Source organism: Cupriavidus basilensis (genome assembly GCF_029335485.1).
Taxonomy (GTDB): domain Bacteria; phylum Pseudomonadota; class Gammaproteobacteria; order Burkholderiales; family Burkholderiaceae; genus Cupriavidus; species Cupriavidus basilensis_E.
Genome location: NZ_JARJLM010000619.1, coordinates 1 through 19,944, shown reverse-complemented (window position 1 = coordinate 19,944; position 19,944 = coordinate 1). Strand labels below are relative to the sequence as shown.

At 66.8% G+C, this 19,944-nt stretch carries 18 protein-coding genes; 9 read left to right on the top strand and 9 right to left on the bottom strand.

The window, feature by feature from the left end; all coding sequences use genetic code 11:
- Nucleotides 1-75 precede the first annotated feature (75 nt).
- On the bottom strand, nucleotides 76-2,091 hold the full coding sequence (shc, locus tag P3W85_RS37925) for a squalene--hopene cyclase (RefSeq protein ID WP_276268572.1): 2,016 nt from the start codon (nucleotides 2,089-2,091) through the stop codon (nucleotides 76-78).
- On the bottom strand, nucleotides 2,088-2,687 hold the full coding sequence (locus tag P3W85_RS37920; protein WP_276268571.1) for a TetR/AcrR family transcriptional regulator: 600 nt from the start codon (nucleotides 2,685-2,687) through the stop codon (nucleotides 2,088-2,090). The genes shc and P3W85_RS37920 overlap by 4 nt, the downstream gene beginning before the upstream one ends.
- A 144-nt stretch (nucleotides 2,688-2,831) precedes the next feature.
- Here P3W85_RS37920 and P3W85_RS37915 point away from each other — a divergent pair, with 144 nt between their 5' ends.
- Both P3W85_RS37915 and P3W85_RS37910 read left to right on the top strand, forming a co-directional pair.
- Nucleotides 2,832-3,845 (top strand): serine hydrolase domain-containing protein, encoded by a 1,014-nt coding sequence (locus tag P3W85_RS37915; RefSeq protein WP_276268570.1) that lies wholly within the window; start codon nucleotides 2,832-2,834, stop codon nucleotides 3,843-3,845.
- A 675-nt stretch (nucleotides 3,846-4,520) separates the two neighbouring features.
- Entirely contained in the window at nucleotides 4,521-4,895 is a 375-nt protein-coding gene (locus tag P3W85_RS37910) for a hypothetical protein (protein ID WP_017228717.1), read from the top strand.
- 63 nt (nucleotides 4,896-4,958) lie between these two features.
- Here P3W85_RS37910 and P3W85_RS37905 read toward each other — a convergent pair whose 3' ends face one another.
- Both P3W85_RS37905 and P3W85_RS37900 read right to left on the bottom strand, forming a co-directional pair.
- Nucleotides 4,959-5,345 carry a hypothetical protein gene (locus P3W85_RS37905; RefSeq protein ID WP_276268569.1) on the bottom strand — a complete coding sequence of 129 codons (387 nt, stop codon included), beginning with the start codon at nucleotides 5,343-5,345 and terminating at the stop codon, nucleotides 4,959-4,961.
- Nucleotides 5,346-5,438: 93 nt separating this feature from the next.
- The gene (locus P3W85_RS37900) at nucleotides 5,439-5,630 is read right to left on the bottom strand and encodes a DUF3562 domain-containing protein (protein WP_017228715.1); all 192 of its coding nucleotides are present in this window, start codon (nucleotides 5,628-5,630) and stop codon (nucleotides 5,439-5,441) included.
- 319 nt (nucleotides 5,631-5,949) lie between these two features.
- Between P3W85_RS37900 and P3W85_RS37895 the strand changes: the two genes are divergently transcribed.
- The gene (locus tag P3W85_RS37895) at nucleotides 5,950-6,204 is read left to right on the top strand and encodes a hypothetical protein (protein WP_017228714.1); all 255 of its coding nucleotides are present in this window, start codon (nucleotides 5,950-5,952) and stop codon (nucleotides 6,202-6,204) included.
- Between the two features lie 72 nt (nucleotides 6,205-6,276).
- Here the strand turns inward: P3W85_RS37895 and pstS are convergent, their stop codons facing one another.
- From pstS to P3W85_RS37880, 3 genes are all read right to left on the bottom strand, one after another.
- Nucleotides 6,277-7,308 carry a phosphate ABC transporter substrate-binding protein PstS gene (gene pstS / locus P3W85_RS37890; RefSeq protein ID WP_276268568.1) on the bottom strand — a complete coding sequence of 344 codons (1,032 nt, stop codon included), beginning with the start codon at nucleotides 7,306-7,308 and terminating at the stop codon, nucleotides 6,277-6,279.
- 269 nt (nucleotides 7,309-7,577) lie between these two features.
- Nucleotides 7,578-8,396, bottom strand: coding sequence for an alpha/beta hydrolase (locus P3W85_RS37885; RefSeq protein WP_276268567.1), 819 nt, complete (start codon nucleotides 8,394-8,396; stop codon nucleotides 7,578-7,580).
- Between the two features lie 100 nt (nucleotides 8,397-8,496).
- Nucleotides 8,497-9,156 carry a helix-turn-helix transcriptional regulator gene (locus P3W85_RS37880; protein ID WP_276268566.1) on the bottom strand — a complete coding sequence of 220 codons (660 nt, stop codon included), beginning with the start codon at nucleotides 9,154-9,156 and terminating at the stop codon, nucleotides 8,497-8,499.
- Nucleotides 9,157-9,285: 129 nt separating this feature from the next.
- Here P3W85_RS37880 and P3W85_RS37875 point away from each other — a divergent pair, with 129 nt between their 5' ends.
- A complete protein-coding gene (locus P3W85_RS37875) occupies nucleotides 9,286-9,756 on the top strand; it encodes a RidA family protein (protein ID WP_276268565.1) in 471 nt (156 codons plus the stop codon).
- Between the two features lie 33 nt (nucleotides 9,757-9,789).
- On the opposite strand, the gene P3W85_RS37870 is transcribed toward P3W85_RS37875, so the two are convergent.
- Complete coding sequence (locus P3W85_RS37870; RefSeq protein WP_276268564.1) at nucleotides 9,790-10,746, bottom strand: LysR family transcriptional regulator; 957 nt, start codon at nucleotides 10,744-10,746, stop codon at nucleotides 9,790-9,792.
- Between the two features lie 316 nt (nucleotides 10,747-11,062).
- Between P3W85_RS37870 and P3W85_RS37865 the strand changes: the two genes are divergently transcribed.
- The 5 genes from P3W85_RS37865 to P3W85_RS37845 all read left to right on the top strand — a co-directional run bounded on the left by P3W85_RS37865 (nucleotide 11,063) and on the right by P3W85_RS37845 (nucleotide 19,078).
- Complete coding sequence (locus P3W85_RS37865) at nucleotides 11,063-11,986, top strand: alpha/beta hydrolase (protein ID WP_017224897.1); 924 nt, start codon at nucleotides 11,063-11,065, stop codon at nucleotides 11,984-11,986.
- Nucleotides 11,987-12,123: 137 nt separating this feature from the next.
- Nucleotides 12,124-13,392 carry an efflux RND transporter periplasmic adaptor subunit gene (locus P3W85_RS37860; RefSeq protein ID WP_276268563.1) on the top strand — a complete coding sequence of 423 codons (1,269 nt, stop codon included), beginning with the start codon at nucleotides 12,124-12,126 and terminating at the stop codon, nucleotides 13,390-13,392.
- 189 nt (nucleotides 13,393-13,581) lie between these two features.
- Entirely contained in the window at nucleotides 13,582-16,773 is a 3,192-nt protein-coding gene (locus P3W85_RS37855) for an efflux RND transporter permease subunit (protein ID WP_017224503.1), read from the top strand.
- Between the two features lie 10 nt (nucleotides 16,774-16,783).
- Nucleotides 16,784-18,343, top strand: coding sequence for an efflux transporter outer membrane subunit (locus P3W85_RS37850; RefSeq protein WP_276268562.1), 1,560 nt, complete (start codon nucleotides 16,784-16,786; stop codon nucleotides 18,341-18,343).
- Nucleotides 18,344-18,526: 183 nt separating this feature from the next.
- On the top strand, nucleotides 18,527-19,078 hold the full coding sequence (locus P3W85_RS37845) for an SRPBCC family protein (RefSeq protein WP_017225840.1): 552 nt from the start codon (nucleotides 18,527-18,529) through the stop codon (nucleotides 19,076-19,078).
- 21 nt (nucleotides 19,079-19,099) lie between these two features.
- Here P3W85_RS37845 and P3W85_RS37840 read toward each other — a convergent pair.
- Nucleotides 19,100-19,944 (bottom strand): MFS transporter (locus P3W85_RS37840; protein ID WP_276268561.1); only part of this gene is annotated, 845 nt, incomplete at its 5' end.

Sequence of the window (19,944 nt, the reverse complement as noted above, 5' to 3'; positions counted from 1 at the left end):
GGTCCCTACAAACGCAAGAGATCCTACTGAAAACCAAATACCCCATGTGCCCATGAACCTGACACCACACCGCCTTTAGGCCCTGCAGACCTGAATCACATCACTAAAAAATCCAGTCTCTATCGCCGGCTGCTGCGGTTGGTGCAGCCGGTTTAGCTGACGATAGCGCGTCAGTGCCCACAGCGGAAAGTACGCGGTATAGCCGTGGTACTTCAGGTAATAGATGCGGGGAAAACCCGGCGCGTTATGCGACGGATGCCACCACAGGCCGTCTTCGTTCTGGTCGCCGAGCAGGAAGGCGATGCCCTTGCGCACCGCAGGCGTATCGGCCTGGCCCACGGCGAACAGTGCCAGCAGCGCCCATGCGGTGCAGTTAGGCGTGCTGTCGCCATTGTTGGTGCCGGCCAGCGTCGGGTCGAAGTAGCTGTCGTTGGTCTCGCCCCAGCCGCCGTCGGCGTTCTGGCAGCCGAGCAGCCAGTCGATCGCCTTGCGGATATAGGGCTGGTTCACATCCTCGCCGACCAGCGCCAGGCCGGCCAGCACGCTCCAGGTGCCGTAGATGTAGTTGGAGCCCCAGCGGCCCCACCAGGCGCCGTCGGCGCGCTGGGTGCGGCGCAGGTAGTCCACGCAGCGCTCGATGGCCGCGCGTTCGTTGCGGTATCCGCTCAGGCCGAGGCACAGCAGCACGCGGCCCGATACGTCCTCGGTCGGCGGATCCAGCAATGCGCCGTGATCGGCGAAGGGGATGGCGTTCAGGTACTCGCGATCGCAATCGGCATCGAAGGCAGCGAAACCGCCATTGCGGGATTGCAGGCCAAGCATCCACTGCACCGCGCTTGCGACCTCGGTGCGATAGCGCTCCGGCTGGCCGCTGCGGCGTGCGCGCACCGCCAGCATGGCGGCCACCACGGCGGTGTCGTCGATATCGGGGTAGTGCGGGTTGGCGTACTGGAATGCCCAGCCGCCCGGCCGGACCGAGGGAGGCAGGTGCTTGCCCCAGTCGCCGCGCACGTCGCGCACCTGCAGCGGCGCCAGCCAGTCGTAGGCGCGTTGCACCGCGTCCTGGGTGCGCGCGTCGGTGCCGGCATGCTGCAGGGCCATCACGCTCCAGGCGGTATCCCATACCGGCGACAGGCAGGGCTGGCAATAGGCCGAGCCATCGGGCCGGCGTACCACCAGCTTCTGGATGGCGGTCAGGCAGGTGGCGCGCATCGGGTGCGTCTTGGAGACGCCGAGCAGCACCATCATCTCGTACCAGTACACCATGGGGGGGAAGATGCCGCCCAGCCCGTCCTCGCCGTTCATGCGCTCGGCGCACCAGGCTTGCGCGCGGTCGACGGCGCGCCGCTGGATGGCGGCGGGGATCAACGGCGCGACGCCGCGCGCGATCCTGTCGGCCACCAGGAAGGCTTTGCGCAGCAGGCCCCGGCGCGAGAAATAATGGCGCTCTTGTTCAGGCGGCGTGACGAACAGTTCGCGGATGCCAACCTTGTGCGGATTGGCGGCCTTTGCCCGCAGCGAGCACAGCACCGTCAGCGGCACCAGCGTGGAGCGCGCCCAATAGGCCATCTTGTCCAGGTGCACGGGCATCCAGCGCGGGAACAGGATCAGCTCGACCGGAATGTAGGGCGTGGCGCGCCAGGGCACTTGCTCGAAAGTGGCCAGCAGGATGCGGGTAAAGACATTGGCCTTGGCCGCGCCGCCCGCGGCCAGGATCGCCTCGCGCGCCTGCGCCATGTGCGGGGCCTGCGGGTCGTCGCCCGCCGCCTTCAGCGCGAAGTAGGCCTTGACGCTGCACGAGATGTCGAGCGCGCCGCCGTGGTACTGGTCCCATCCGCCGTGTCTGTCACGCCGCTGGATGGCGCGGAGATAGACCGCCATGGCGGCTTGCAGCCCGGCGTCGATCTCGTCGGCGAAGTGCATCATCAGGATGTACTCGGCAGTGATGGTGGCATCGGACTCCAGTTCGAAGCACCAGTGGCCGTCGGGATGCTGCTGCCGCAGGAGCGCCTCGCGCGCGGCGCCGATGGCGGTGTCCAGGCCGGCGCCGTGCTGCGCTTGCTGTGCGTGGGGAATCGGCCGGGCGCTCATTGTTCGAGACCCCGCGTCATCTGGTCGAGCTGGCGCAGCACCTCGGCCTTGAGGGAAGGATCCATCGACTGGTAACCCAGCAACTGGGCAATCCACAAGCCGTCGGCGGCCAGGCGGCAGATCATCAGCCGGGCGGCTTGCGCTTCGGGCAGCGGATCGGGCCGCGTGATTTCGGCGATCTGCGCGCTCCAGCGCTCGCGGGCATCGGCGTCGGTCAGCATCACCGCCAGCAGCAGGTGCAGATAGCTGGCGGGGCCTTCCTTCTTTGGCTCCTGCACCGTGGCCTGGATATAGGCGCGGGCAGCGCGGCCTTTGTCGTCCGCATTCGCGTGTGCGCCAGCGTCGGCGTCCGCGGCGCTGGCGGCTGCGATATCGGCATTGAAGGCGGCTACGGCTTCGGCGAACAGGGCGTCCAGCAGTGCTTGCTTGTTGGGGAAATGATGTTGCAGTCCGCCCTTGCTGACACCGGCGCGCGAGGCAACGGCGTCCAGGGTGACGGAGGCCAGTCCTTCTTCGATAGCGAGCTGCGAAGCGGATTGGAGAAGCTGCGGGCGCAGCACATCGGGCTGCTTTTTTCGGCGGTGGGCATCGGACATCCGCGGATAATACCATCTGGATGGATTGTTTGTTATGACGCTTGAGGCACTTTTTAGTTGACTTTAGAATGTGCGCGTCCGACAAGACAAAAGAGCGAAGTCCGGCCGGATCCACCCATCCGGAAAAGCACAAAGGAGCAGGCAATGAAGCCCATTGAGACAACGCTGGACGAGCGGGTTCTTTCCCTGATGCAAGCGGCCAAGGTGCCCGGCGTCTCGCTATCGGTCGTTCGCAAGGGCGCGGTGGAGGTGGCCGCCGGTGGCGTCAAGGACGCCGCCGGCAGCGATGCGGTCAACACGCGGACCGTGTTCGATGTGGCTTCTCTCAGCAAGCCGATGGTGGCCTACGCGGTGCTTCAGCTGGTGGATGCCGGCGTGCTGGACCTCGATGCGCCGCTGTCCGGATTTGCCCCGGCCATTGTGCCGGACGACGCTTCAGCGGCAGCCATCACGGCCCGCCATGTGCTGACGCACACATCCGGTCTTCCCAACCTGCGCGGCCAGGACCCCTTGCGGATGTATTTCCGGCCGGGGGCATGGTTCAGCTATTCCAGTGTCGGATTCGGCTATCTTCAATCCGCGCTTGAATCGATCACAGGCGAGCCCCTGGAAAAAACCATGCGGCGGCTGGTGTTCGAACCGCTCGGCATGCGCTCCTCGAGTTTCGAATGGCAGGCGCATTTCGGCGACAACTGCGCCGGCCCGCATGAAGGCATGGAGCGGCTCGGCAAACATCATCCGCCGAAGGCGCAGGCTTCGTATTCGCTTCAGACCACGGCTTTCGACTACGGCATCTTTGCCCGGGCAGTACTTCAGGGCGACAGGCTGAAGGAGGCAACCTGCCGGGAATGGCTGACACCCGCTGCCAGCGTGCCAAGGGGGGCCGCCGAGTATCTCGGGAGCCGTCCCGCCGCGACGGAAGACGGCATCGGCTGGGGGCTTGGATGGGGCATCGAAGTGGAGCGGGGCACCTTCTTCCAATGGGGGAAGATGTCCGGCATACGCGCATTCGTCATGGGCAGCCAGGCCGAACAGTTGGCAGTTGTCCTGCTCACCAACAGCAACACGGGCCTGCGCCTGATGGATGAGGTGGCGAGGTCGGTATTGCCAGGCGAGCATCCCGCCATACGGTGGCTGCAGGCATGCGTCTGGGAATGAGCCGGGGTTGGCAATGCTGGCTGACAGGAGCCATCCGGATGCGCCTCGGGTTCAGCTGGCGTATCGAATCCTGAATGCGTTGAATTCCCGTTGGCACGGCGCGTCGGCCAATGTGCCGGACGTCTCGCAAGCGCAAGCCTCGCCGCGTGGCCGCGAGCCTCAAACAACAAAGCTCCCCGGCACTGGTGAATATGAAACCGGTGCCGGGGAGCTTCAATACCCTGGGAGTGACAGACCTCCGGTGTCCGGCCGGTCAGGTGAGGAGGTTGAAGGCGAACCCTAGCGCAATCGCGCCGCCGAGCGCTTCCACTGCAGCCAGCGCGAGAAGGTTCTTCAAAATGAAGGCATCGTCCTGCTTGGTCACCATGGTGTTGTCTCCTTAGGTAGGAATACACGACTGGACAGCAATGGCCTGCATGGAAGTGCAGGTCCAAGATCCAGCCACGTCTCAACGCACCTTCAGTAGACCGCATCGCGCGGGCGGTGGAAAGCTGGCATAAACCCGTATCCGGGTGTTCGGCGCATGCCGTCCGGAGTCCGCCGGCGCTGCAGCGGCAGCGGGTGGCAGGGCAGCCGCCCTGATCCGCATATCAAGAAAAAACCAAAGCGGCCGTAACCGATAGAATGGGTGGCGGCGCAGTATGGCACCCCCGCCGATATGATCCGGAGCTTGGCATGGAACCCCTCTCATTCGAGTTTGTCACCGTCGAGGAAGCGAAGCAGATTCTCGATGGCATCGTGCCCGCGAAAGACGTGCCCGACTGGGCCGGCATGCGGCGCCCGTCATCCCCCGAGGCGCAGTCCATCTCGGTCGCCGCGCTCAAATGGCTGGCTATGCTGCCACCCGAGGTGCGGCCTCTGGCGCTGTGCCGCGCCTATCCGCGCATCGGCAACCAGCTGGCCGCGCTGTCGGGCGATCCGGCTGCGCTATCGGCTTATCTGGGCGACCTGCTGATCGACAGGCGGGGCGGGCGCCAGGGTTTTCCGGATGGTGTCGCGCTCGAATTATCGCGACTGCAGGAGCACCTGCTGCGCATGATGCAGCAGTGACAGCGCGCGGGCGATGTGCCCGCGCTTGAAAGCCGGGCGCATCCGTGGGGGAGGCGGTTCGGCTCAGCGTGCCGTTCCCGGTGCGCAGTCTTCCACCATGCCGCTTATCCGGCCGGCGCTCATCAGGGGATGCCACTCCCCGGAGCTTCGGATCTCGATGTCGGTGCCGTCCTGTGACCGGCGCAGACTGATCAGGTGGAAATACCGGTTGTCGGGATCCCGGGCACGCCCAACCCGGATATCGACCCTTCCCGGCTCTGGAAACGCAATCACGTTGGCGTCTTCCCCTAGCCGGTTTTTCAGGCAGAGCACGAGGTCGCTGACACTGGCCTTGGCGTGCAGGCGCTTCGGTTCCGTCGCTTGAATGGCGTTCGCGCTGCCGCCACCAGCGCATCCCGAAAGCAGTTGCGCACTCATCGCGGCAATCAGCAATACCCGACCTATCGACATTCCCTCTCCTTGGGCGCAAGCGTCGGGTGATGTTACATCAACTGCTTTTTTGCATGTTCTCAGCATTTATATAAAAGCGGGAGGCAGGATTGTCTAGCCGGGCTTGCGTTTGCGGAACACCTCCGCGACGCGTCTGGCAGCAAACAGCGCCAGGTAATCGTGGACCTTGGCTTCGTTCTGGAGCTCCTGCCAGGCGATGGAGTAGGCTTGCTCCACCTCTTCCAGCGGGACCTGCAACGCCTCCGCGATCCTTGCGATCAATTCGGACTGCGATTCCGTTTTCATATCTGCGTCCGCTCGTGTGGCGTCGGGCATGCCGTGCGGCGCACGGTTTCCCCACCGTTCAGTCAGCCTGATTGCATGGTGTCCACGGTAGCCGGGCATGGCTTGAAACACAGGACAGTATAGGAATGCAGAGGCTGCCGCGACAGCGCGATCGCGTTGCCAACGGCATGTGCACCGTGGGAGTGTGCCTGAAAGGGCAGGGAAGCGGCGATCAATCCGGGGCAGCTTGACGTGCGTCATCCAGCGATGAAGATCGGCTTGAGAACGCAGGAGCCGCTGCTAGAATGATTATCCCCGTCCAGTACGCAGGAGTGCAGCCATGGCAACGTATCAGCGCGGCGATCTGTATATCGTCACTTCCGTAGAAGAGTTGCCATGGGGAAGGTATCGCGGCTTTGTGACCTTGTCGGCCGATGCGCAGGCGCATCCAGCCGCAAGGCACGATTGCCCCAGGTGCAGGGACAATCCGCTTGAGGCACATGAGGACGCGGACGCGGAAGTCGAGTACGCCTACCGGCACTATCTGTCCGACCACATCGACTGGAGTTCGCAGGCCGGAAAGCTGGAGCACTGAGCGGCGTATCGGTCTGCGTGTCCGGGCGAACCGCTGCCCTTGCCGGCGGGCTTCACCGGCCCGCGCCTGTTCCTACTTGATGCTCTCGCCCCAGTACGCTTCGATCTGTTTGACCAACCCCGAGGGCAGGGACACGTAATGCTCGGCGGCCGCATCGGCCTGCCCGTCATTCAATGCCCAGCGGAAGAACGCAAGCGCGCTCTTTGCATCCGACGCGTTCTTCGGTGCCTTTGGCATGATCACGAACACCGCGCCGGTGATGGGCCATGCCTGCATGCCGGGCGCATCGGTGATGACCTGGTAGAAATCCGGATGCTGATTCCAGTCCGCGGCTGACACGGCCGCGCTGAAGCTTTCTCGTGACGGCTCGACAAACGCGCCGTCCCTATTGCGTACCGCCGTATAGGGCAACTTGCGCTGCAGCGCGTAAGTCAGCTCGACGTAGCCAATCGCACCCTTGACGTTCTTGATATAGATCGCAATGCCATCGTTGCCGCTGGCCCCGACCCCGACGGGCCATTTGACGGTGGTGCCGGCGCCGACGCGGCCCTTCCACTCGCCGCTGACCTTGGACAGGTAGTCGGCCCAGTTGAAGGTCGTCCCGGAACTGTCGCTGCGGTGCACGACCACGATTTTCCGATCGGGGAAACGAATGCCGGGGTTGACCGCGGCAATGGCGGGATCGTCCCAGTTGACGATCTTGCCCAGATAGATATCGGCCAACAACTGGCCCGTCAGGTGGACCTGTCCGGCTGCCACGCCATCGAGGTTGACCACGGGCACCACGCCGCCGACCACCAGCGGAAACTGGACAAGCCCGGCGGCTTCCAGTTCGTCCGGCTTGAGCGGCATGTCGGACGTACCGAACGTGACCGCGGCGGCCTTGATCTGCCTGATGCCATTGCCCGAACCGATGGGTTCGTAGTTCACCTGCTGGCCGGTCTTGGTGTAGTACGTGGCCGCCCATTTCACCAGCAAAGGGTAGACAAAGGTCGAGCCGGCACCGGTGATATCCCCCGCGCGCGCCGCCAGCGCGCAGCCTGCCAGCAGGCAGGCGAGCGTGGCGTGGCGCCATGGACTCCGCCCGAACAGGATCCCAGTCATTTTTTTACCTCCCAGGCATGCAGGCGGACAGCGCAGGCAACGCTTCGGCGGTGTCGCCCGCCGAGACGGTCACTTGCTTATCCTAGCACCGGGACTTTCATATCCAAGGTGTTTCTCACGGACATGACACGGCGGTTGTCACGGCAATGTCATGATGCGGCGCGGAGCTGCCGGCCGAGGCCAAGCTGTAGCCGTCCCGTTTGTGAGGCCTACCTTCCACGTCATCCCGGGCGATGCGAGGGCGCCCGTGCAGCAGCAACACCTTGCCCCTACCGCTGCGCCATCCACCGCGCAATCGCCTGCACCACCTGCGGCTCGATGCCGTTGAAGCCGTGGTATGCCATGGCTTCGCAGGGGTCCCCGACGTTGTTGCCACCGTCGAATTTGATCACGCCGGCCTCGGGCGTCTTGACCAGCTTGTCCATCAGCCCCTGCACTTCGCCGAACGGGCACTGCTTGCAGCCATCGTGTTCGTGATGGATGACGAGCACGGGCACCTTCAGCTTGTCGAGGTCCATCGCGGGCACCGGCCGGCCGCGGTCATCGCGCAGGATGGTCGAGGTCAGCACGATGCCGTCGGGGCCGCCGCCGTCCGCCAGCCGGATGGCGGTGGCGGCCACCGACTGGGTGCCGCGGCTGGTGCCGACCAGCCATACCGGCAGGCCGGTATGGCTGCGCATCCACGCGATCACGGCCCTGGTGTCTTCGGCGTGTTCCGGGGACAGGCGGAAGCCGCTCAGGAAGGGCCACGACAGGTGGTCGCTCGGCGCGTCGATGACCGCGACCGCGAGCTCGTTGTCGACGAAGAGCTGGCGCGCGCGCACGAGGAAATTGCCGGCACCCCAGGCAAAGCTGCCGTTGGGGTAGATATGCAGGCCGCCATGGCCGCCCGCGTAGAGAATCACGGCGGCCCTGGGCTGTGCGGGAGCGAGGAAGAGGAAGCGCTGTGTCACGCCCGGGCGGGTCGGGATATCGACAACCTGCGGTGCCGGCTGCGCCCGCGCCGCCAGTGCGCAGAGCAGCAGGGCGGCAAGAAGGGCGGCTTGCCGCAGCCATGTCGGCGGGGCAAGGGTGGGATGGTTCGGCATGGGGCGGCTCCCGGGCATTGGCAAGGCAGCGACGGCAAGCGTGCATGGTAGCCCTCGCTACGTCAAGATGGCGCCGTCGCCCCTGCCCGATGCGGTTCACCTATGCCGCGGCTTTGACCCGGTACAGGCAGCGGCGCGCATGGCTCAGCAGGTGTTCCTCGCGGGTGACGATGGCCCCGTCGCCCGCGACCTCCTGGAATATCCGCAGCTCGGCCCGGCAGAAACCCTGGCAGGTCTGCGCCGCGGCGCAGATCGGGCAATGGTCTTCGATCAGCAGCCAGTCGGCGCCGTCCCGCTCCAGGCGGGCCATATAGCCTTCGGACTGGCGCAGCTCGGTAAGCGTTTCCAGCCGCTGCGCGAGCTGGTCTTGGCCGGCAACCGCCGCGAGATATTGCTGGCGGGTTTGCGCTTCGCGCTGGCCGATCAGTTTGTCCAGTCCTTGCTCGCCGAACAACTGCCGCACCGAGCCGATCAGCTGGATGGTGAGTTGCGCGTGGGTGTCGGGAAAGCGCCCGTGGCCGCTGGCGGTGAGCGCCCAGTCCTGGCGCGGCCTTCCGGCGCCGCTGGCGCTTTGCTGGCGGCCTTCGATCAGCCCGGCGGCCAGCAGCTTCTGCACCTGCTGGCGGGCGGCCTCGGCGGTGCCGCCGAGCGCCTGCGCGATCTGCGCGGTCGAGGCGGCGCCCTTGGTCTTCAGCAGAAACAAGATGCGATCACCCGGAGAGCCAGCAGGGTTATCCAAGTTTTCTATTGTGTAATTCATGCTTCCAGCCTAATATCCAAAAACGTTCTTGGATATTAGGGCAGACGGACGGCATTGTCGAGCCTGCCTTGTATCCGGCCAAGGCGAACTTTCGCCATCACGTCACGCAAGAAGAAGGAAAGTGCTCCCATGCCAGTCTCCAGCAGCAACACCCCGAATACCGACATCACCCGGCCGGCCTCGCGCCAGCTCACCATGCTCAATCCGCTGGGTCTCTACGATCCCAGTGCCAATGGTTATTCCCACGTGGCCATGATTGCGCCCGGCGCGGGCCTGGTCTGCGTAGCCGGGCAGGGCGGCGAGCGGGCGGACGGCAGCCTGCCCGACAGTTTCGAGGGCCAGGTGCGGCAGGCGCTGGACAACCTGCGCGTGGCCCTGGCGGCGGCCGGCTCGCAAGTGCGCCTGGTTGCCAAGCTGACCGTGCTGGTGGTGGATCACAGCGAAGCGCGTCTGCGCGTGCTGGCGGCGGAGGTGGAGCGGGCCTGGGGCGATGCGCCCAAGCCGGCTTGCACCTTGATCCCGGTGCCGCGGCTGGCGCTCGACGGGATGTTGTTCGAGGTGGAGGCGCTGGCGCTGGCGGAAGCGCCGGGCGCGGTCTAGCCGATGCGGCCGCCGCGGACGCTCTTGCTCCGCTCAGGCAGCCAGCTTGGGCTGCCCGGGTTGCGGGCGCTGCCCCGCCTGGCCATCCCCGAAATGCGGATGGCGCGCGAACAGGTCGGCGGCCCAATTGACGAAGACCCGCACCTTGGCGGACAAGTGGCGGTTCTGCGGATACATGGCGGAGATCGGCAGGGAGTCGGTCGGCCAGTCGGGCAGCACCTCGATCAGCCTTCCGCTTTCCACGTAGGGCAGCGCCATCACGCGCGAGATGCGCGCGATGCCGTGGCCCTCCAGCGCACAGGCCAGGTAGACGTCGGCGTCGTTGGTGGAAATGGCGGAAGGCAGCAGCATCTCCGTGCGCTGCTCGCCTTGCCCCATCGGCCAGGGCATCTCGCGGCCGGTGCGATTGGACAGGTAGTTCACCGCCTTGTGCTGCGCCAGGTCGCCGGGCTGGGTGGGCGTGCCGCTGCGATTGAGGTAGAGCGGCGACGCGTAGAAGCCCAGCCGCAGTTGCCCGATGCGGCGCGCCACCATGGTCTCGTCCACCGGGTCGCCCACGCGCAGCACCACGTCCACGCCTTCCTTGAGCAGGTCGATGGGCTTGCCGTTGATGGTCAGCTCCAGCTTCAGCTCGGGATAGGCGGCAAAGAATTCATGCAGCCTGGGGATCAGCACCAGTTGGGCCAGGCCGGCGGTGGTATCCACGCACAGCGTGCCGCGCGGGGTGTTGTTCTGTTGGGTCAGCGATTGCTCGGCTTCTTCCACGTCCGCCAGGATGCGCACACAGCGTTCGTAATAGGCCGCGCCGTCGGTGGTGACGCTGATGCGCCGGGTGGTCCGGTGCAGCAGCTTGACGCCCAGATGGGTTTCCAGGTTCTGGATCAGGCGGGTGAGGGTGGCCTTCGGCAGGTCCAGCGATTCCGCCGCCCGCGCAAAGCTGCCCACATCCACCACGCGGGTGAATGCCTGCATTGATACGAGACGATCCATGTTCGCTCCCCGGGATAAGAAAAGAGGCAGGCCTGGCAGGCGGCGCATGCACCCGTGTCAGGTGCGTTCCGGCCCCACACAGGACGGTTGGCGCGATCTGCGCGGCTGCGAAAGTGCGGGAGTGGATCACAAAACCGATGACCTTGCACAGCGAAGGGTTTCCCCGCCCGTGCTGCGGCGGCGACTTCGGCGATTATTTCACCGGAGAAACAGTGCATTGGCAAAGCATCGCTTTATCCCACTCCTATCAACCACCATAATTCGCTGCATCGCAATATGCAATGGATGCGCCGCTAACCTGGCGCACAGGACCGCCATGTCGCCCACCCGATCCAAAGCCGCAGCCGCAGCCTCCGCAGCCGAATTGGACGAGGGGCGCGTGACGGAGCATGCGGTGGAGAGCTGCGGGCGCACCATCACCGTGCGCCTGACGTATCCGCCCGGCTATCCGGTGGGCAAGACCGCGCCCTTGCTGCCCTGGCTGATCTACCTGCATGCGGGTGGCTTTGTGGAATGCAGCCAGGACAAGTCGGAGCGGCTGGCGCGTTCGCTGGCAGCCACGGTGCCGGCGGTGGTGGTGACGCCGGCGTACTCGCTGGCGCCCGATTTTCCGTTTCCAGCGGCGCCGGAGGACGTGTTCCATACCGCCAGCTGGGTGCTGCGCCATGCGCGCAGCCTCAAGGTGGACAAACTGCGCTTTGCCCTGGTGGGCGAAGAGGCGGGCGGCAACCTGGCCATCGCGCTGTCGCAGATGCTGCGCGACCGTGGCCTGCCCGAGCCGCGCGCGCAATGGCTGATCCGCCCGGTCACCGATCCGTGCCTGCAGCATGCTTCCTGCGCGGGCGGCGAGGGCAAGCCGAGCGTGCCGCTGGAAATGCTGCAGCGCCTGGCCGGCTATTACCGCGACTACCTGCCCACCCCGGCAGCCAGCGTGCACCCCTACGCGGCGCCTGTCCATGCCTCGCGGCTGGCCGGTCTGCCGCCCACGCTGGTCCAGGTGGCCGAGGAAGATGCGCTGCGCGCCGAAGGCCAGGCCTTCGCCGATCGCTTGCAGATGGCCGGCGTGCCGGCCAAAGCCCAGATCATGCCCGGTGCCTGCGGTGCCGGGGTGGAAGAATCCCACGACCGCTGTCAGGTGTGGATAAACGAAGGCGCGCGTTACCTGCAGGGCTACCTTGCCGGCGGCGACGATGCCTCGCTCAGGACCGAACGCCAGACAGGAGCCAGCCCGCCCGGCTGATCCCGCCCGACCAAGCCAAGCCGGCCTGCGACCAGCAGGCGTTCCGGGCGCGATCTCCATGCGTGCTCCGGCGGGGGCGTTCGTCCTTTTTTTGCTTTTCAGTTGAAGAAAACCCAGACGGAATACGGAGTGAAGAAATGACGCAGCAATATCGACGCACCATGATTGCCCTGGCCATCGTCGCCGTGCTCGGCGGCGGCCTGGCTACCTCGATCTTCAAGCCCTGGCATGCCGGCGAGGCGCAGGCCGTGCCCGCGCCGGCGCCCACCACCGTGGACGTGGCCGGCGCGCTGGGCAAGACCATCACCGAGTGGGACGAGTTCTCCGGCCGCCTCGAAGCGGTGGACCGCGTGGAGATCCGCGCCCGGGTGGGCGGCACCATCGACGCTGTGCACTTCCGCGAAGGCGCGCTGGTGAAGAAGGGCGATCCGCTGTTCACCATCGACCCGCGCCCGTATGCCGCCGAGGTGGCGCGCGCCGAAGCCGCGCTGGCCGCCGCCCAGGTCCGCGCGAGCCAGGCGCAGACCGAGCAGGCCCGCGCGCAACGGCTGGCACAGGACAACGCGATCTCCCGCCGTGAGTTCGACGAGCGCGACAACGGCTCGCGCGAAGCGGTGGCCAATGTCCGCGCTGCGCAGGCGTCGCTGGAAGCGGCGCGCCTGAACCTGGCCTATACGCATATCACCGCGCCGGTCAGCGGACGCGTATCCCGGGCCGAGATCACCGTCGGCAACCTGGTGGCGGCCGGTGCCGGTACCCCGGTACTGACCACGGTGGTGTCGGTGTCGCCGGTGTACGCCAGCTTCGAGCTCGATGAGCAGACCTATCTGCGCTACACGGAGGCCAACGCGGCTGGCGCGACCGGTGCGGCGAGCGGCCAGTCCAGGCTGCCGGTGTTCCTGGGCCTGGCCAACGAAGACGACTATCCGCGCGAGGGGCGCATCCAGTCCGTGGACAACCGGCTCGACACCAAGAGCGGCACCATCCGTGTGCGGGCGCTGTTCGACAACCCGGACGGGCGCCTGCTGCCGGGGCTGTACGCGCGCATCAAGCTCGGCGGCGGCTCGCCGCATCCGGTGGTGCTGGTCAACGACCGGGCCATCGGTACCGACCAGGGCAAGAAGTTCGTGCTGGTGGTGGACAACGCCAACAAGCTGGGCTACCGCGAAGTCACGCTGGGGCCGGCTTACGAGGGCCTGCGGGTCATCCGCAAGGGTTTGAAGGCCGACGAGAAGATCGTGGTCAACGGCCTGCAGCGCGTGCGCCCGGGCGATACGATTGCGCCCAAGGCGGTGGACATGGCGTTCAAGCGCGAGCTGGATCCGCGCGGCGAAACAGCCGACCGCAGGCAGGCCGCTGCCGAAGAGCCGGCCGGCAAGGCCGCCGACGGCAAACCGGTGACCTGAGCGCAGCCCTGGGTTTGCTCCCCTCTCCCGCATGGCAGGAGAGGGGCCGGGGGAGAGCGCGGGCGCATGCACCTTGCGCCGGCGTTGAAATAGCTTCTCCCCCGAAGCCGAGCCATTTTTAGCTTCCCCGCTCTTCACATGGCGCCTGCCATCCAGGCTGCCAGGGGGAGCCCTTTCGCCGAGACTGAGATGAATCTCTCGAAATTCTTTATCGACCGGCCTATCTTTGCCGGCGTGCTATCGGTGCTGATCTTCCTGGTCGGCGCCATCTCGATGTTCAAGCTGCCGATCTCGGAGTATCCCGAGGTGGTGCCGCCCTCCGTGGTGGTGCGCGCGCAATATCCCGGCGCCAACCCCAAGGTGATCGCCGCCACCGTGGCATCGCCGCTGGAAGAGCAGATCAACGGCGTCGAAGACATGCTCTACATGTCGTCGCAAGCCAACAGCGACGGCCTGCTGACGCTGACCGTCACCTTCAAGCTCGGCACCGATCCCGACAAGGCGCAGCAGCTCGTGCAGAACCGCGTGGCGCAGGCCGAACCGCGCCTGCCGGAGGACGTGCGCCGGCTGGGCATCACCACCGTCAAGAGCTCGCCCGACCTGACCATGGTGGTCCACCTGGTCTCGCCGAACAACCGCTACGACATGACCTACCTGCGCAACTACGCGGTGATCAATGTCAAGGACCGCCTCGCGCGGATCCAGGGCGTGGGCCAGGTGCAACTGTTCGGCTCGGGCGACTATTCCATGCGCGTGTGGCTGAATCCCGAGAAGATGGCCGAGCGCAAGCTGGTGGCCGCCGACGTGGTCAAGGCCATCCGCGAGCAGAACGTGCAGGTGGCCGCCGGCGTGATCGGCGCTTCGCCGGCGCTGCCGGGCGCCGACCTGCAGCTGTCGGTGAATGCGCAGGGCCGCCTGGAAACCGTCGAAGGCTTTGGCGACATCATCGTCGCTACTTCGCCCGATGGCGGGGTGACCTACCTGAAGGACGTCGCCCGCATCGAGCTGGGCGCCTCCGAGTACGCACTGCGCTCGCTGCTGGACAACAAGTCCGCGGTGGCGATTCCCATCTTCCAGGCACCGGGCTCCAACGCCATCCAGATCTCGGACGACGTGCGCAAGACCATGGAGGAACTCAAGCAGAACTTCCCCGATGGCGTCGACTACAGCATCGTCTATGACCCGACGCAGTTCGTGCGCCATAGTATCGAGGCCGTTACCCACACGCTGTTCGAAGCCATCGCCCTGGTGGTGCTGGTGGTGATCCTGTTCCTGCAGACATGGCGCGCTTCGGTGATTCCGCTGCTGGCGGTGCCGGTGTCCATCGTGGGTACCTTCGGGCTGATGCATGCGTTTGGCTTCTCGATCAACGCCTTGTCATTGTTCGGACTGGTGCTGGCGATCGGTATCGTGGTGGACGATGCGATCGTGGTGGTGGAGAACGTCGAGCGGAACATCGCCGAGGGGCTGTCTCCCAAGGAGGCCACCTACAAGGCCATGCGCGAAGTCAGCGGCCCCATCATCGCCATCGCGCTGACGCTGATCGCCGTGTTCGTGCCGCTGGCCTTCATGACGGGCCTGACCGGCCAGTTCTACAAGCAGTTCGCACTGACCATCGCGATCTCGACCATCATCTCTGCCTTCAACTCGCTGACGCTGTCGCCGGCGCTGTCCGCGCTGCTGCTGCGCGGCCACGATGCGCCCAAGGACTGGCTGTCGCGCGGCATGGATCGCGTGCTGGGTGGCTTCTTTGCCCGCTTCAACCGCTTCTTCGGCGCCAGCGCCGAGCGCTACGGCAAGGGCGTGAAGGGCGTGATCTCGCGCAAGACGGCGGTGTTCGGCGTCTATGCGGTGATGCTGGCGCTGACCTGGGGCGTGTTCCAGATGGTGCCCAAGGGCTTTGTGCCGGCGCAGGACAAGCAATACCTGGTGAGCTTTGCCAAGCTGCCTGACGGCGCGACGCTGGACCGCACCGAGGACGTGATCCGCCAGATGTCCGACATCGCGCTCAAGCAACCCGGCGTGGAATCGGCGATTGCCTTCCCAGGGCTGTCGATCAACGGTTTCACCAACAGCCCGAGCGCCGGCATCGTGTTCGTCTCGCTCAAGCCGTTTGAGGAACGCAAGACCAAGGCGTTGTCGGGCAATGCCATCGCGCAGCAGCTCAATGGCAAGTACGCCGCGATCCAGGACGCCTTCATCGCCGTGTTCCCGCCGCCGCCGGTGCAGGGCCTGGGCACCATCGGCGGCTTCAAGCTGATGATCGAGGACCGTGCCGCGCTGGGCTACGATGCGCTGTTCGACGCCACCAACGCCTTCACCAATAAGGCGCGCAAGACGCCCGAGCTGGCCGGCATCTTCACCAACTACCAGATCAACGTGCCGCAGCTCGACGTCAAGCTGGACCGTGTCAAGGCCAAGCAGCTCGGCGTTCCTGTCACCGATGTGTTCGATACCCTGCAGACCTACCTGGGCTCGGCCTACGTCAACGACTTCAACAAGTTTGGCCGGACCTACCAGGTCAAGGTGCAGGCGGACGCGCAGTTCCGGGCGCATGCGGAAGACATCCTGCAGCTCAAGACGCGCAACAGCGCGGGCGACATGGTGCCGCTGTCGTCGCTGCTGACCGTTCAGCAGGGCTTTGGCCCCGACAGCGTGGTGCGCTACAACGGCTTCACCGCGGCCGACATGAACGGCGGCCCGGCGCCGGGCTTCTCCTCCGGCCAGGCGCAGGCCGCGGCCGAGCGCATTGCCGCCGAGACGCTGCCCAAGGGCATCAGGTTCGAGTGGACCGACCTGACCTACCAGGACATCCTGGCCGGCAACGCGGGGGTATGGATCTTCCCGCTGTGCGTGCTGCTGGTGTTCCTGGTGCTGGCCGCGCAATACGAGAGCCTGACCTTGCCGCTGGCCGTGATCCTGATCGTGCCGCTGAGCCTGCTGGCCGCCATGACCGGTGTATGGCTCACGCGAGGCGATAACAACATCTTCACGCAGATCGGCTTCATCGTGCTGGTGGGGCTGTCGGCGAAAAACGCGATCCTGATCGTGGAGTTCGCGCGGGAGCTGGAGCATGAAGGCCGCTCCATCGTGGCCGCCGCCATCGAGGCCAGCCGTCTGCGCCTGCGCCCGATCCTGATGACGTCGTTCGCCTTCATCATGGGTGTGGTGCCGCTGGTGGTGTCCACCGGCGCCGGCGCCGAGATGCGCCATGCCATGGGCGTGGCGGTATTCGCCGGCATGCTGGGCGTGACGTTCTTCGGGCTGTTCCTGACCCCGGTGTTCTATGTGGCGCTGCGCCTGCTGGCGACGCGCGGCGAACGCCGCCGTGCCGAGAGTGTACCGTCGGCGAGCCACAAGGCCATCGCCTCCGCTGAATAAGGTGATCGACATGAATGCATCCATGACCTCCCCGATGCCATCCCGCATGGCATCGCTACTACCCGCGGCGCTGCCGCGCCTGGCTACCCTGGCCGTGGCCCTGATCCTGGCGGGCTGCTCGCTGGCGCCCACCTACAAGGTGCCCGAGAGCGCCACCGCCGCCACGCCGGCCTACAAGGAGGCCGAGGCCGCGCAGGCCGAGGGCGCCCAATGGAAGGTGGCAACGCCCGCCGAAGGCGCGCAGCGCGGCGAGTGGTGGAAGATCTTCGGCGATGCCGATCTCGACCGCCTGATCGCCGCGGCGAGCGAGTCCAACCAGGATCTTGCCGTCGCCGCCGCCCGCCTCAAGCAGGCCCGTGCCTTCACCGGCGTGGCCGAGGCCGACCAGTACCCGCAGCTCAGCGTGGGCCTGGACCCCACCCGCACGCAACTCTCGGCGGCCTCGCAAGGGCTGCCCGACGGCACCCGGGTGGCGCCGCAGACCGTGCTGAAGGCGCGCGCCATCGCCAGCTACGAGCTGGACCTGTTCGGCCGCGTGGCCGACAACGTCAAGGCGGCGCGGGCCGAGGGCGATGCCGCTGAAGACCTGTACCGCTCGGTGCTGCTTGCGCTGCAGGCCGACGTGGCGCAGGCCTACTTCGCGCTGCGCACGCTCGACAGCGAGCGCGACCTGCTCAACGCCACCATCGCGCTGCGCCAGGACGCGCTCAAGCTGCTCAAGCGCCGCTACGACGAAGGCGAGACCACCGACCTGGACCCGGCTCGCGCCGAGGCCGAGCTCGGCACGGCGCGCGCGGACCTGGCCAGCATCGAACGGCGCCGCGCCAGCCAGGAGCACGCGCTGGCGGTGCTGACGGGCGCGCCGCCCGCCGCCTTCACGCTGGCCGCGCGTCCGCTCGATGCCGCGCTGATCACCGTGCCGGCGGGCTTGCCTTCGGACCTGCTGGAACGCCGCCCCGACATCGCCCAGGCCGAGCGCATGATGGCGGCGGCCAACGCACGCATCGGCGTGGCAAAGGCCGCGTTCTATCCCAAGATCACGCTGACCGGGCTGTTCGGTTTCGAGTCGAACGATTTGTCCAACCTGTTCAAGTGGTCGTCGCGGGCGTGGATGCTGGGGCCGCTGATCGGCAGCACCATCGCCGCGCCGATCATCGATGGCGGGCGCAACAAGGCCAACCTGGCCGCCGCGCGCGCGCAGCACGAGGAAGCCGTGGCGAGCTACCGCCAGAGCGTGCTGACCGCGATGCGCGAGGTGGAGGACAGCCTGGCCGACGTGCGCTGGCTGAGCCAGCAGGCTGGCGCGCTGGACAGCGCGCTCGGCGGCGCCCGCCGCGCGGCGAAGATCTCGCGCAGCCGCTACGAAGCCGGCGCCGTGGATTACCTGACGGTGATCGATGCCGACCGCACCGTGCTGCAGTCGCAGCGCGATGCCAACCAGGTAGCTGGCTTGCGCGCCTCCGCCACGGTGGCGCTGGTGCGCCGGCTGGGTGGCGGATGGGGGCCGTTGCCCGAGGCCGCGCCGGTGGCGGCGCAGGCGGGCCCGGCGCCGCTCGCCGCGAATCGCTGAGCGGACCCGCCGGGTGATTTGGCCGCCGGGCAGCCATGCCCGGCGGCGTCCGGTTCCGGCGCACGCCGGGCCAACACAGCCTGCAAAGCTGACTACACTGGAAAGATCGCGGCAACCCCGGGCGCAAGCGGCTGCAGCTGCCGCAGCGTTCCGGTACGCCGCCATCCTCCCATCGATCCCGCCATGAAAACGCGGCGAAGCCTGCTGGCCGCACTGCTCGCCCTGGCGTGCGCTGCGGCCATCCTGCTGCTCCCGTTGCCGGCGCAGTGGCGCGACGTCACCCGCATCGTCAACGTGGCGGCCATCGCCCGGCCGGATACCGTGGTCTTCGATTACGTCTCCACCCCGGCAAACTGGCCAGTCTGGCACCGGTCTTCCCTGGCTGTGGCCGGCGCGGTCGACCATTCGCTGCTGCCCGGCGAGCAGGTTACCGAAACCTTCCTGGTGGCGGGGCGGCGCGGCACGGTGGTGTGGACCGTGGTCGAGCGCGAGCGGCCTGTCGCGTGGACGATCGAGGGCACCATCGACGGGCGCCAGGCGGGCACCGTGCGCTACACGCTCACCCCGATGCGGATGGGCACGCTCTTCGAGCGGGAGTTCGTCTATACCGCGCCAAACCTGTTCTTTGCCCTGACCAACCGCTTGCTGCTGCGCCAGCGCATCGAGGCCGAATCCGCCGAGGCGGTCAGCCGCCTGCGCGCAACGCTGGAAGGGCAGCTTGCCGCGCCGCTCTAGCCGCGCCAGCCGGGCAGGCGCTCAGCGCACCGTGTGCAAGGCCGATGCCGGCTTGCGCGCCGCCGGTCGTGCCAGCGCGAGCAGCAGCAGGGCGCAGACCAGCGCCGCCGCCAGGTTGTAGCCCATCGCGCCGGCAAAGGCATCGGCATAGCGCCGGGTGCTGTCGCCCGCGGCCTGCAGCGCGGGCTGGAAGAACATGCCGGCAATGGCAATGCCGAAAGCGCCACCTACCTGCTGCATGGTCGCGACCAGCCCCGAGGCCATGCCGGCATGTGCCTCGCGCACCAGGCCGAGTATCAGGTTCAGCAGGGGCGTCATCAGCATGCCCTGGGCAAGGCCAAGCAGGATCAGGGCGGGTATCAGGCGCCATGGCACCAGCGCGGCTTGTGCCGTTGCCACCTGCAGCAGCAAGGCGGCATGGGCGGCAGCGTAGAGCAGCGCCGCCACGGCCAGCACGGCATGCCCGAAGCGCGCCACCAGCCGGGGCGCTGCCATCGATGCGGCGACGAAGCCGACGCTGGCCGGCGCGAACACGCTGCCGGACAACAGCGGGCTGGCGCCGAATCCCGCCTGCAGCAGCAAGGCAAAGCACAGGAAGAACGCGCTGGCCGTGGAGTACACCAGCAGCACCACCGCCGTGCCAAGGGCGAAACGGCGCTGGCCGAACAGGGCCAGGTCCACCAGCGGGGCCGGTCGGCGCCGTTCCACGCGGGCGAAACCAGCCAGCACCAGCGCGGCCAGCGCCAGCGAGGCGAAGGTCCAGGCCGGCCAGCCGCGCGCCGGGCCTGCCAGCAGCGGCACCAGCAACAGCGACAAGCCGGCGCTGGCCAGCAGCACGCCGGGCCAGTCCAGTGCGCGCGCGGGTA

Excerpts from the sequence above, each read along its gene's own strand:
- shc (WP_276268572.1), bottom strand. The coding sequence starts at position 2,091 with ATGAGCGCCCGGCCGATTCCCCACGCACAGCAAGCGCAGCACGGCGCC.
- P3W85_RS37920 (WP_276268571.1), bottom strand. The coding sequence starts at position 2,687 with ATGTCCGATGCCCACCGCCGAAAAAAGCAGCCCGATGTGCTGCGCCCG.
- P3W85_RS37915 (WP_276268570.1), top strand. The coding sequence starts at position 2,832 with ATGAAGCCCATTGAGACAACGCTGGACGAGCGGGTTCTTTCCCTGATG.
- P3W85_RS37910 (WP_017228717.1), top strand. The coding sequence starts at position 4,521 with ATGGAACCCCTCTCATTCGAGTTTGTCACCGTCGAGGAAGCGAAGCAG.
- P3W85_RS37905 (WP_276268569.1), bottom strand. The coding sequence starts at position 5,345 with ATGTCGATAGGTCGGGTATTGCTGATTGCCGCGATGAGTGCGCAACTG.
- P3W85_RS37900 (WP_017228715.1), bottom strand. The coding sequence starts at position 5,630 with ATGAAAACGGAATCGCAGTCCGAATTGATCGCAAGGATCGCGGAGGCG.
- P3W85_RS37895 (WP_017228714.1), top strand. The coding sequence starts at position 5,950 with ATGGCAACGTATCAGCGCGGCGATCTGTATATCGTCACTTCCGTAGAA.
- pstS (WP_276268568.1), bottom strand. The coding sequence starts at position 7,308 with ATGACTGGGATCCTGTTCGGGCGGAGTCCATGGCGCCACGCCACGCTC.
- P3W85_RS37885 (WP_276268567.1), bottom strand. The coding sequence starts at position 8,396 with ATGCCGAACCATCCCACCCTTGCCCCGCCGACATGGCTGCGGCAAGCC.
- P3W85_RS37880 (WP_276268566.1), bottom strand. The coding sequence starts at position 9,156 with ATGAATTACACAATAGAAAACTTGGATAACCCTGCTGGCTCTCCGGGT.
- P3W85_RS37875 (WP_276268565.1), top strand. The coding sequence starts at position 9,286 with ATGCCAGTCTCCAGCAGCAACACCCCGAATACCGACATCACCCGGCCG.
- P3W85_RS37870 (WP_276268564.1), bottom strand. The coding sequence starts at position 10,746 with ATGGATCGTCTCGTATCAATGCAGGCATTCACCCGCGTGGTGGATGTG.
- P3W85_RS37865 (WP_017224897.1), top strand. The coding sequence starts at position 11,063 with ATGTCGCCCACCCGATCCAAAGCCGCAGCCGCAGCCTCCGCAGCCGAA.
- P3W85_RS37860 (WP_276268563.1), top strand. The coding sequence starts at position 12,124 with ATGACGCAGCAATATCGACGCACCATGATTGCCCTGGCCATCGTCGCC.
- P3W85_RS37855 (WP_017224503.1), top strand. The coding sequence starts at position 13,582 with ATGAATCTCTCGAAATTCTTTATCGACCGGCCTATCTTTGCCGGCGTG.
- P3W85_RS37850 (WP_276268562.1), top strand. The coding sequence starts at position 16,784 with ATGAATGCATCCATGACCTCCCCGATGCCATCCCGCATGGCATCGCTA.
- P3W85_RS37845 (WP_017225840.1), top strand. The coding sequence starts at position 18,527 with ATGAAAACGCGGCGAAGCCTGCTGGCCGCACTGCTCGCCCTGGCGTGC.